At 38.1% G+C, this 12292-nt stretch carries 11 protein-coding genes; 1 reads left to right on the forward strand and 10 read right to left on the reverse strand.

The features are described from left to right. Nucleotides 1-399: 399 nt before the first annotated feature. From ACF3OC_RS18510 to ACF3OC_RS18545, 8 genes are all read right to left on the reverse strand, one after another. Complete coding sequence (locus ACF3OC_RS18510) at nucleotides 400-2148, reverse strand: tetratricopeptide repeat protein (RefSeq protein ID WP_094257435.1); 1749 nt, start codon at nucleotides 2146-2148, stop codon at nucleotides 400-402. Between the two features lie 27 nt (nucleotides 2149-2175). Continuing rightward, entirely contained in the window at nucleotides 2176-3129 is a 954-nt protein-coding gene (locus ACF3OC_RS18515) for a PstS family phosphate ABC transporter substrate-binding protein (RefSeq protein WP_094257436.1), read from the reverse strand. 276 nt (nucleotides 3130-3405) lie between these two features. Beyond that, complete coding sequence (locus ACF3OC_RS18520; protein WP_094257438.1) at nucleotides 3406-4287, reverse strand: energy transducer TonB; 882 nt, start codon at nucleotides 4285-4287, stop codon at nucleotides 3406-3408. Between the two features lie 21 nt (nucleotides 4288-4308). Beyond that, a complete protein-coding gene (locus ACF3OC_RS18525; RefSeq protein WP_094257439.1) occupies nucleotides 4309-4866 on the reverse strand; it encodes a biopolymer transporter ExbD in 558 nt (185 codons plus the stop codon). Between the two features lie 11 nt (nucleotides 4867-4877). Beyond that, nucleotides 4878-5534 carry a biopolymer transporter ExbD gene (locus tag ACF3OC_RS18530; RefSeq protein WP_094257440.1) on the reverse strand — a complete coding sequence of 219 codons (657 nt, stop codon included), beginning with the start codon at nucleotides 5532-5534 and terminating at the stop codon, nucleotides 4878-4880. 99 nt (nucleotides 5535-5633) lie between these two features. Next, nucleotides 5634-6467, reverse strand: coding sequence for a MotA/TolQ/ExbB proton channel family protein (locus ACF3OC_RS18535; protein WP_094257441.1), 834 nt, complete (start codon nucleotides 6465-6467; stop codon nucleotides 5634-5636). 416 nt (nucleotides 6468-6883) lie between these two features. Further along, nucleotides 6884-7234 (reverse strand): translation initiation factor, encoded by a 351-nt coding sequence (locus ACF3OC_RS18540; RefSeq protein ID WP_094257442.1) that lies wholly within the window; start codon nucleotides 7232-7234, stop codon nucleotides 6884-6886. Nucleotides 7235-7236: 2 nt separating this feature from the next. Continuing rightward, entirely contained in the window at nucleotides 7237-8112 is an 876-nt protein-coding gene (locus ACF3OC_RS18545; protein WP_392470400.1) for a diacylglycerol/lipid kinase family protein, read from the reverse strand. Nucleotides 8113-8336: 224 nt separating this feature from the next. Between ACF3OC_RS18545 and metK the strand changes: the two genes are divergently transcribed. Beyond that, nucleotides 8337-9590 (forward strand): methionine adenosyltransferase, encoded by a 1254-nt coding sequence (metK, locus tag ACF3OC_RS18550; RefSeq protein WP_392470402.1) that lies wholly within the window; start codon nucleotides 8337-8339, stop codon nucleotides 9588-9590. 428 nt (nucleotides 9591-10018) lie between these two features. Here the strand turns inward: metK and fabD are convergent, their stop codons facing one another. Both fabD and ACF3OC_RS18560 read right to left on the reverse strand, forming a co-directional pair. Continuing rightward, nucleotides 10019-10909: an ACP S-malonyltransferase gene (fabD, locus tag ACF3OC_RS18555; protein ID WP_392470403.1), complete on the reverse strand. Its 891-nt coding sequence runs from the start codon at nucleotides 10907-10909 to the stop codon at nucleotides 10019-10021. Nucleotides 10910-10939: 30 nt separating this feature from the next. Beyond that, the gene (locus ACF3OC_RS18560; RefSeq protein ID WP_392470405.1) at nucleotides 10940-12169 is read right to left on the reverse strand and encodes a M16 family metallopeptidase; all 1230 of its coding nucleotides are present in this window, start codon (nucleotides 12167-12169) and stop codon (nucleotides 10940-10942) included. Between the last annotated feature and the right edge of the window lie 123 nt (nucleotides 12170-12292).

The following is a 12292-nucleotide window of genomic DNA, read 5'->3' on the forward strand; positions in this document are numbered from 1 at the left end:
AAGTCCATGTATGATTAATTTTATCTAAACATCTAATTGATTTCCTGACAAATAACAAAAGCCAATAGGTCATGAGAATTGTATGGATAAGAAATCGGGCCGAGTCAAAAAGAAATATATCATGGGCTCCAAATCCGTACAATTGGTAGAAAAGTCTACATCCCTGCTTGAGCAAGTTCGAGGGCATAATTGTGGCGCTGAAAAAATGAATCCTATCAAGCCCCAGCGGGGCGGAATATTTGTAGAAAAAAAATGCATTAATACACAACCAGCCCCCTCCCTTCTTTCCACTCTCTCAATTCTCACATCTCACATTTCACATCTCACATCTCACATCTAGCATATACAACAAAAAAAGCCCGCAAATTGCGGGCTTTTTTTGTTGTATATGCTGGTCGCTTACAAAGCTCCCATCATTTGAGTAGCAAATGCATCATCTGCTTTCAATTTCAATGTTTCACTGAAGTGTTGTTTTGCTTTTGCAGTATCACCTTTTAGGTACGCGAAATAGCCGATATAGTTATGTGCATCAGCTGCATAAGTTTTGTTAGCTTCTTCTTCAGCTTTACCAGAAGCATTGATCGCTTCCAATAATTTAGTGAATGAGTCAACAAAAATACCTTTAGCATTTTCAGGATCGTACATTACGTTATCCAAAGCTAGTTCAGTTAATCCTTTGTAGTATAACGCTGGAATTTTGTATTTGGCAACAACTTCTTTTTTAGTTGAATTTGCTACAAGACCCAATGATTTCACTGCTGCTTCCAAGTGTGGTTTAGCTTCAGTCATTTTTTCAGCTACTTGTTCAGGAGTCAACTCAGTACCTTCTGGAACAGTTACTAATTTAGAACCGATACCATACTCGATTTGCCCTAAGTAGAAGTTCGAGTCGAAGAAGTAGTCAGAGCTATCATTGTTAGCAGGAATCGCGAAGATTTTAGAAGCAATTTCTTGTTCACCATTTTTGAAGTATTCAAAAGCAGTTTCTGAGATTTCCTCATCATAATTCTCGTCTTCAGTTTGTTTAGTTTCAGCTACTTTTAATAATTCAGCACCTTTTGCAGCATCACCAGCAACTAAGTTTGCTAAACCAGCATATAAGTAATCACGTCCGATTAAACGAGCTGTATCAACTTTGCTGAATAAAGTAGTCATATACTCTAATGATTTTGGATAATCTTTATCTTGTAGAAAAGCGATATATCCTAAGTATCGATAAACTTTAGCATCAACACCTTCAATAGTTGATAATTGTTGAGCTACAGTTTTCAATTCATCATAGTTACCAGAATAAACCAAGAAGTCAGCGTAACGAACCTTAGCATCTGTTGAAGCATCACCTGTCAATGACAAGTATTTTTTGTAGTTCTCTACTGCCTTTTGGTTGATTTCACGATACTGATCTTCTGGTGCCTTGATAGATGATAAGTAATAAGTTTCTGCCAATTCACGGTAGATCGGACCATATTCAGGGTTCTCACCTGCCAATGTAGTCAATTGCTCTAATACTACATCATAAGCTTGTGCTCTTCTAGAGATGATTGCTTGACCAATTTTAGGCGCTAAAAGTTTAGGGTCAATTGTCAAGGCATCACGGTAAGCTACGTATGCAGGGCTACTTTCACGTAGACCAGCATAAGCATCACCTAATGCATTAGGAATTAAAGCATCCTTTGCATTCATTTCTTTAGCCTTAGTTAAATATTCTACCGCTTTTTTATAATCCGGTTTTGGCGAATCAATATATGCTCTACCAATAAAGTAAGGGATTTCATACTCCTTTTTACCTATACCTTGTGAGGCTGTAGCAAACTTCGTTTCTGCTGCACTCACATTACCTTTTTCAAGGTCTACTATACCTAAACCTACAGTATTCAATTTTTCTTTAGGAGCATTTGTTACACCTTCTTGGAAAACGATTTGAGCTGAGTCAACTTTATCGTTAATCAAGTGAATTTGTCCTAAGTAAAAATAGTTTTCACCATCTTTTGCCTTCTTCTGAACCAAATTTTGCAACATTGCTTTAGCTTTGTCATATTGTTCAGCTTGAATTGCAGCCTTTGCATCTTTGATACTTTGAGCTTGTGCTGTACCTGTAGCAACAGCCCCCGCAACTAAAAGGCTTAAAAATAATTTGCTGTTTGTCATAATCTGTTATTTACTCTTTGTTATAAACTAATTTATGTTGTCTTCTCTAATAATGATTTCTCGACCTGGCATCGTATAAGGCAGTAAGCCATATTTTAATACGATTCTTTGTCCACGATCTCCTGTCATGAACGCAGAAAAACCTATCCCCAATCCCATCTTTGGCTGATAATTTAACACTTGAAATTCTGATTTCAGAGCGTATTCATCGGTAGCAAATGTGGTCTGAGAAGGCTTAAAGAAACCGAGACTTTTACCATCTTTTATACTTTGAAGGCTTAAGATACGAATTTTATTTTCTTCTCCAAACTGCTTTATGCAATCTAAATACTGCCCGTAAGAGATCACACCTATACTGTTTGGATCCGCCAAAACTTCATCGATAACTTCTTTGGAAGTCGTCATCCCTTTCACAGATTGGCCAGAAACCTTTTCCAAGTTCGTTAATTCCTTAACTTTTCTAAAATTTGTGGAATTGATATTATCAAATACCAAACGCTTTCCTGAATTAGATTCTCCTTTCAACAATGATTTTAACGTATTAATATCGATTGAAGTATCTGCTGCCGAAAGATTATTAAAAAAAAGAACGCCATCATAGAAAATTGGGAAGGTACGAGGTTTCAATTGTCGTTTTACAAAACCTGCACTCTCCTCAGTACTTAGAGACCTCGCTAGGACTGCAATATCTGCTTCTCCAGTAATCAACGCATTGATTGCTTCCTTTTCAGGCAATGGAATCAGCCTGATATTTGCATTCTCATAGGATGTTTTAAAAACATCAGCTTGTTCTAGCATGATCGGCAAAATCGACTCATCTACGATTACTGCCAGTTCTCCTGCTAAAATCTTGCCAGTTCCTACGCCCTGCTTCTTCTGAGTACTATCTGTTACATCCTGACCTTTCTTTTTACTATTGGAACATGCGCCAATAGACAACATTAAAAAGCCAATGAATGCATAGATTAATATTCGCTTCATGATTATTAGAATGAAATAGTTCGCTAAGGATTAATTATTTCTAAAATTATTTTGCCAAAGTCGGGCAAAACGCATAAATGAATATACGATTAGAAGGACTCCAAATATGTTCTTGTAAGTAGGATCAATTTCGATCGGAAAACCTTTCCAAAAGATAATTAATAATCCCACCACGAAATAAAAGAAGAACATGAATAGTCCTAAAATGGACAGAAATCGCTGTGTGGGCGATTTCTGTCTAAAATTATTTCTTGTTGAAGGATTCGACATATCGAATTACATTTGCGACAAGTCTAAGCGAATCGGCAATGAATAACGAACTGGAACCGGACGACCATTCTGGATAGCTGGTTGCCATTTCTTGGATTTCTTCAATGCAGTGATTGCTGCTTGACCTGTTCCATAAGAAAGATCTTTTACCACTTTGATATCTGTCAAAGAACCTGTTTTGTCAATTACGAATGACAATTCGATTGTACCTTTTACTCCTGCTTCACTAGCAGCAGCTGGATAAACAAGTGTCGTAGACACGAACTGACGGAAGGCATTGATACCTCCTGGGTACGAAGCTGGTACTTCAACGGCTTCGAAATCGTAAACCTTATTCGGGTCACCACCTTCTACACCTTTTGTACTACCAGTAATAGCACCTTCTACTTTCTTAGGACCAAACTCTCCTGTCGGAACACCTGAGGCACCTGGGGTACCTTTCAAGGTAATACGCGCTGGAGTCGCATTTTTTTCCTTAATTTCTTCTTGAGAAACAACCTCTTCTTTTACTTGTCTTGCATCAACAACCTTAGGCTCTGGGAAACGTATTAAGTCTTCCGCAGGTGGCTCTTCAGCAATACGTTGAGGCGGGGTTTCCTCTTGAGGAAGTGGTTCTTCTTCTTCAGGTGGCTCAGGAAGTTCTAAGTCTTCCAAAGTTACTGGAGTAACAACCTCCACTTCTTCAACTGGTTTCTCAGGAAAAAGCTTTATATCAAAGGCTTTTATAGCCACGAAAGCAAGGACTACCGCCGAAACTGAAAATAAAGCGATGTTTGTTGCCTTTGGAGCAAACTTACGTAGTTCATACGCACCATACTCTTTATTTCTATTTTCAAAAACGACATCTAGCCATTCTTTCTTAAATAAATCTAATTTTGAACCAATCATTTTCTTTCGATTTAGCTGATATTATTCGTTGTAGATTCCATTGGTCTTTAAAACCTCAACCTCTTCAGGTTTAATTTTGGAAATCATAAAACGTTTAACATCAGTGATTTTCATTTCATCTAATATATCAACGAGATTACGTTGAATAGACCTGTCACTTGGACGAATTACAACAATTAGATCTTTACCACCTGACACTTGAGGAACTTGCGCTTTTTTCTCTAAAACGATTTTTCTAATTCCTTCTTTGCTATAATCTACGACAGCTGGTGCCGAGATTGGGTTTGCTAATTGTCCGTAATACCAAGCAATCTTATTATCCGAACCTAACAATAAGGTGATAGAACGGTTATCCGCGATTTCAATCTCGGGATTTTTCTCATTCATGTCCTTATTCTTATCAGGCATGTTAACATCCATCGCTTGAGGCTTATTCAAGGACGTTGTAAGCATGAAGAAGGTAATCAGAAGGAATGCTAGATCCACCATCGCGGTTAAATCCACACGTCCACCGTTTTTCTTCGACCTTACTTTGCCGCCTTTTTTGCCGCCGCCGGAGTCTTGATTTAATTCTGCCATTTTTTATCTTCTTATTTTTCCTGACGTAATCCAGTCACAAAACTAAATTTGTTTTGTTTTTGGTTTCTCAGGGTTTCGATAATCAAATTCATTACTGCGTACTTTTCTTCAGCATCTGCTTTGATCGCTACAACCAATGGCCCTGGATTCGTGAAATTCTTCTCCTCTGCTTCTCGGTCACGGTTAAATTCAACCGTTGCTAAACGTGCTTGCTGAACCCAGTGATACAATTCGTTCGATAAAGCCTCAGTACTATCCACTGGGATACCTGATTGGATCTCTACCGTACGCTTCGCTGGCTCTTGTGCTAGCAAAGGTCTCAACTGTTTGAAAGGCACACCAAAGTCCTCTAGTCCTTTAAACTTCTTATAATCTTCATCCGAAAATGGAACACTATATTTAGCAGACATGTTTTTCAACGTTCTTTCCCTTACATTCGGGTTTTTGATCGTGAAGAAAACCTTACCCTGTTCTCCTACTGTAATAATCGCCAAGTTATCATCCGGCAATTTATCTAAAGTAGTAGACGCTGGGGTATCTACCATAAGTGTCTCAGGCTGACGTGCTGTCGCCGTCAATACGAAGAAGGTAAGAAGCAAGAAAGACACATCACACATTGCGGTCATGTCGATCGCTGTGCTGGCTCTTTTTACTTTTGCTTTTCCCATTTCTTTACTTCTTTAATGTAAACACTCTATTTCGTTTTAATAATGATGCGAAACCGTTGAACATTGCATAAAATAAATTCAACTTTTTTTCGAATCTTCTTATTTGTGGTTTGCTGCGTACGTTTGAACGATTGAGAAACCAGCTTCGTCAATAGAATATGTTAATGTATCGATCTTAGAAGTTAAGATGTTGTAGAAAATAATCGCGATAGTAGATGTACCGATACCTGTAGCCGTGTTAATCAAGGCCTCAGAAATACCGTTTGCTAATTGTGCTGAATCTGGAGTACCACCTGTTGCTAAAGCCGAGAACGCTTTAATCATACCTGTTACTGTACCTAATAGACCTGTTAATGTACCAATTGATACTAATGTAGCGATAACTGTTAAGTTTTTCTCTAACATTGGCATCTCTAAAGTAGTAGCCTCTTCAATTTCTTTTTGGATTGCTAATACTGATTTTTCTGTATCTAATCCTGGATGAGCTTCAACATCTTTATATTTTAAAAGACCAGCTTTGATTACGTTCGCTACAGAACCTTTTTGTTTGTCACACTCTTGGATAGCATTGTCAATATTACCTGATCTTAATAAACCTTGTACTTTTCTTACAAAGTTACCTACGTTTCCAGTTCCAGACGCTTTACTGATAACAATAAGACGCTCGATTGAAAAAACCCATACCATTAAGAATAAACCAAGTAATACTGGTACCACATATCCTGCATGGTATACCATTCCTAAATAGTTTCCAGGTAAAGGTCTGTTCTCAACATTTCCGTCAACGAAGTTACTAGGATCACCCATTACATATTTGTAAACCAAGAAACCAATTACTAGACAAATGATAATTGCTAAACTTGCAAATAGATTACCCGCATTGCCACTCTCTTGTTTAGCTGGGGCTGTTGTAGTTTTTGGTGCGTTTGCCATTTTTTACTAATTTTTAGATTTTTTACTGTTGTTTAATTATTAAGTTAAATTCAATTTAATGCAAGCTAATTGCCGTTATTTTACATTAATTCAAAACAAATATAGCATTTTCTGTTAAAAACAAAATTAATTTGAAGATATCTGATTATTTAATTTTTAGGTCGTGTTACCTACTCATTGACGTTCTTCAGCAGCTCTCAAATCAATGCTTCATTTGTCGTATCACATAACGGTTGAATATTCCATATTTTTTACAATGAAAACCATTTTTTTTTTGAATTGCAAATTATCAAATCGTTAAATGTTAAAAATAAGTGAGCATTTACTTACAATCTCGCCCGCCTTTCCAAAACCCAAATCCAAATAAATACCCATTATTTCTTTGTTTTATAAACGTTTACATAGCAATCCGAAGCTTAGCCCGTCACAGATTTTACCCCGTACTTTTCCAAACTTAAATATTGGATAATTTTTTCCTTGAAATCACCTTGTATCAAGATTTCTCCATCCTTTACACTCCCTCCAACACCACAACGCTGCTTCAAAACCCGACCTAAATCCTCTAAATCAGAGTCCGAACCCACAAAACCCGACACAAACGTCACAACCTTCCCCTTACGCTGTTTCTTGTCAATCCCTACGCGTAATTTCTGCTTTTCATTCGGAAGCGTTTCTACCTCCTCCTGAGCATCAGTATCATTATATTCAAAATCATCGGAAGTGGAATAAACGATCCCCTCAAACCTTTGTTTCTTCTGCTTAGCCATTTCTAACAAATTATTTTTAATGCGTTCCCTTGTACCTTAATATCAATTTTATTCCCTAAATCCATCGGTTCACCATCTAAATGAACCGGAGCTTTACCCTCCTGCTCAATGCAAATTTCTTTACCAGGAATAATCTCAACGTATTCAGATTGGTCCGCAGTCTTATTAAATAGATGAAAAATCATCATCGGTAAAGTATATAACGGAAATTTATGCACAACACATACATCCAATAGCCCATCATTTATCGAAGCATTGGGTGCGATATAGGCATTATTGCCATATTGTGGTGAATTCGCTACGGAAATCATGAAAGCTTCCCTTTCGTAAGTCTTCCCATCAATCTTTAAGGTATACTTCTTCGGCTTATAATTACTGATCACATTGATGACTGTCCTTAAATATCCCACCGGACCTCGGATGGTTTCAGTGGCAAAGCGATCACTCACTGAGGCATCAAAACCAATACCGGCAATATTGAAAAAACAGCGATCAGCGATTTTACCGCAGTCGATTTCGACAGATTCAAATCGATTGATCCTACGCAAGGCTGCAGATTCATTCATCGGGATCCCTAAATAATAAGCCAATCCATTTCCTGAGCCTTCCGGCACAATCCCCAAGGGAATACCCGACCCGACTAACGCGGTTCCAATTTCATTGATAGTACCATCTCCCCCTACCGCAATTACAGCATCGTATTGCTCCTCAATCGCAGATTGAGCAAGTTCAAAGGCATGGTTAGCGTGATTAGTGACCTTAAAGGTCGGTTCAAACCTGTTTAAATCCAGTACTTCGAGTACCTGTTTATTAAACGTTGTCTTCTTCTTCCCGCCAGATACTGGATTGATTACAAACAGTATGCGCTTCTTTCTCATTTACGTCATTTAATTCCGCTAAAGATAATAATTTGAATGAAATACTTTTTAAATATTGCAAAGTATCGTAGCTTTGTGCCACACAAAATGTGGACTGATTTGCATTTAGCATTATCATAATGTAAATGGGAGATTGCAACCACAGTAAAAAAGTGCTAAAACCATTCGGGACAAATGATTTTTCACATACTGCCTGCTATTCCCTTCAAACGTTTATTATTTTTATGGCATATTTATTTACCTCCGAATCGGTATCTGAAGGACATCCTGACAAAGTCGCAGACCAGATTTCGGACGCTTTAATCGACAACTTCCTCGCATGGGATGAAGATGCCCGCGTAGCTATTGAAACCTTAGTTACTACTGGACAGGTGGTTTTAGCAGGTGAAGTGAAGTCCAAAATCTATTTGGACGTGCAAAAAATCACTCGCCAGGTTATTGAGAAAATCGGATACACCAAATCCGAGTATATGTTCGAAGCGAACTCCTGTGGAGTATTATCTGCTATCCACGAACAATCTGCTGATATCAATCAAGGTGTTGACCGCGTCACTAAACAAGAACAAGGCGCTGGTGACCAAGGAATTATGTTCGGCTATGCAAATAACGAAACGGAAAACTATATGCCTTTGGCATTGGATATTTCACATCGTTTATTGTATGAACTTGCGGACTTAAGACGCGAAAATAACGAAATTAAATACCTTCGCCCAGACGCTAAGTCGCAGGTGACTTTGGAATACGACGACAACCATAAACCCGTTCGTATCGATACAATCGTAATTTCTACCCAGCATGATGATTTTGCTTCTGAAAAGGAAATGCAGGAGAAAATCCAAGCCGATATCATCAATATTTTAATCCCTCGGGTTAAAGCCCAATTGAAACCTGAGTTACAGGCTTTATTTACGGATGAAATCAAGTACCATATCAACCCAACAGGAAAATTCGTAATCGGAGGTCCTCATGGAGATACAGGATTGACAGGTAGAAAAATCATCGTGGATACTTATGGTGGTAAGGGTGCTCATGGTGGTGGTGCTTTTTCAGGAAAAGACCCTTCAAAGGTTGACCGTTCTGCAGCCTATGCAACCCGTCATATCGCGAAAAACCTAGTAGCAGCAGGTGTTGCTGATGAAATCTTAGTTCAGATTTCATATGCTATCGGTGTGAAAGATCCTATGGGAATCTATGTAAACACTTATGGTACCAGCAAGGTTAACAAAAATGATGGTGAAATCGCTACTATTATAGGTCAGCTTTTCGACATGACTCCTTACGGTATCGAAACACGCTTAGGCCTTCGCAACCCAATCTACGCTGAAACCGCGGCTTATGGACACATGGGTAGAACCCCAAAAACGGTTACCAAAACTTTTGAAAACTCCAATGGCGAAACTAAGACCCTTGATGTAGATTTATTCACTTGGGAAAAATTAGACTTCGTTGATGAGGTAAAAAAAGCATTCGGAATTTAATCTTCAAAGATGTAATAAGTTCTTTTAGCTTTTAAACCGCTAAGGGACTTCTTAAATATTTAGAAACGCGCTTGAAATAGCTTTCAAGCGCGTTTCTTTTTTTATTTTCAACAGCTATTTTCCAAAGAATTCTTGTAGCCACTGAATCCTATCTTTATTCAGGATTTTCTATGTCCAAATTAACTGTTTTACCGGACCTCTTCCGGACCTTCTTCGGACATTCGTCGGATTTCGTTCGAATTTTTTCGAACAAGGTCCGGCCCAATTCCGAAGAAAATCAGGCGAAAACTATAATAATTCTTGAATTGCTATTGATATAGAGTCGAATTCAGGGTAATCCCCACTTAGAATATAAAAAGGAGATATTGATTCAATAAAAAAGGAGCAATGATCATTGCTCCTCAGAATATTTGTAATCATTGTTTCTACTACTCAGCGATAGAGGCTGAAGAAGTAGGAATTTGACGATTGACTTTCTTAACCAAACCCTGTAAAACAGTTCCTGGACCTACTTCAACAAAACTTTCAGCCCCATCTGCCAACATGGTTTCCACAGATTGCGTCCATCGAACAGCACCTGTAAGTTGAGCAATCAAATTATCTTTAATCGCTGTAGGATCCTGATAAGGCAATGCATCATAGTTTTGATAAATCGGACATACAGGAATCTGGATTTCAACATCCAAAATTGCGGCTTGCAGTTCTTGCTTGGCAGCTTCCATTAATGGAGAGTGGAAGGCTCCACCAACATTTAATTTCAAGGCACGCTTTGCGCCTGCTTCCAATAATTTCTGAAAAGCTTTGTCTACACCAGATACTGAACCTGAGATTACCAATTGTCCCGGACAGTTATAGTTCGCAGCAACAACAATATCATCAACCTGCTCACATACTTCCTCAACAACGACATCATCCAATCCTAAGATTGCAGCCATGGTACCTGGTTCCAGCTCTGTAGCTTTTTGCATCGCATTTGCACGCTTGGCAACCAACTTTAATCCATCCTCAAAAGATAAAGCACCTGCAGCAACCAAAGCTGAGAATTCACCTAGGGAATGACCTGCAACCATTGCTGGTTGAAATGTATCACCCAAGGCCTTTGCAAGAATAACGGAATGTAAAAATATCGCCGGTTGAGTTACCTTGGTTTGTTTTAGGTCTTCTTCTGTTCCATTGAACATAATATCCGTAATACGGAAACCTAAGATCTCATTGGCTTTTTCAAATAAGGCTTTGCACTCTTCATTTGAGTCGTATAAGTCCTTGCCCATGCCCACAAATTGAGCACCCTGACCAGGAAAAATATATGCTGTTTTCATATCCAATAGTTTAATTAAACAAAAATATACTTAATCTTCGGGTAGAAAAGAAAGTGAGGAAAGATTTTCTTCACTAAAAATATCATTTGATATCTCTAACAGTTCTTTTGAACTTACTAAATCTATTTTCTCAAAAACCTCTTGCAGACCTACAACCCGATCGTAATCTAAAATATTCTTCGCCTCCGCTATGATCAAACTCATTCTATTCTCCTCAGCCAAAGCAATTTGACCCTTGAACTTATTCTTAGCTTTTTCTAATGCCTGCGGGCTTAATGCCTGCTCTTTTAGCTTATTCAATTCCTTATGGATCAATTTGATGGTTTTATCAACCTTTTCATCATCCGTCCCGAAGTAAATACTAAATAAGCCAGTATCCGAATAAAGACTATAATTAGATTCAATGGTATAAGCAATTCCATATTTCTCTCTAATATTCAAATTCAAGATATTAGACATGCCGTAGCCACCTAATAGATTATTCAATAATAACAGTCCGGTTTTACGAGAATCATGAATTCCATAGGCAGGTCCACCCAGAACTACGTGGGCCTGATTGATTGGTCTGGCACGTTCCACAAATTCCACGGGCTGAAGCATAATATCTTCCGCTGCATGTGACCATTGATGGTTATTAGGCTTGCCAAAAACCTTTTCAGCAATCTTTAAGACTTTTTTGTCCGTATAATTCCCTGAAATAGCAATCACGATCTTGGAGGCATCGTAATGTTGGTCTATGAATCTTTTGATATCAGATTGCTGGAGAGCTTTTAAATCCTCCTCTAATCCTAGAATATTATGTCCTAAGCCTGAACCTTTAAAAATCTGGTCTTCAAACTCATCCATAATCGATTCCTCAGGGCTATCGAGATAGGAGGCCATTTCATCAAGGATTACTTCCTTTTCCTTGTCCATTTCATCTTCCGGAAAGGTCGAGTGCAACAGAATATCTTCGAACAAGTCCAATGCACGCTCCAGATAAGGATTCAAGAAAGAGGCATGTATACAGGTATATTCCTTTGTGGTGTAAGCATTCAAATCGCCGCCAACGGCTTCCAATCTATTCAGAATCTGGTTAGTGCTACGACGTTCCGTTCTTTTGAACAATAGATGTTCAATAAAATGTGCCGTCCCAAATTTGCCTGATTCCTCATGCCTAGACCCGGCATCAACAATAAGGCATATATGCGTAATAGAAGAAGAATGTGGCTGAAACAAAACTCGCAACCCGTTATCAAGTTGGAATATCTTATGATCCATATTGAAAAATTGAATGACAAAGGTAAGGAATAGTATTTATTATTAAGTATTTAGTAATTAGACCACATTCTATCAAAAAAAAATGGCCTAAAATTTAGGCCATTCATTATTATCTATTTAAAT

Source organism: Sphingobacterium cellulitidis (assembly GCF_043187465.1).
Lineage (GTDB): Bacteria > Bacteroidota > Bacteroidia > Sphingobacteriales > Sphingobacteriaceae > Sphingobacterium > Sphingobacterium cellulitidis.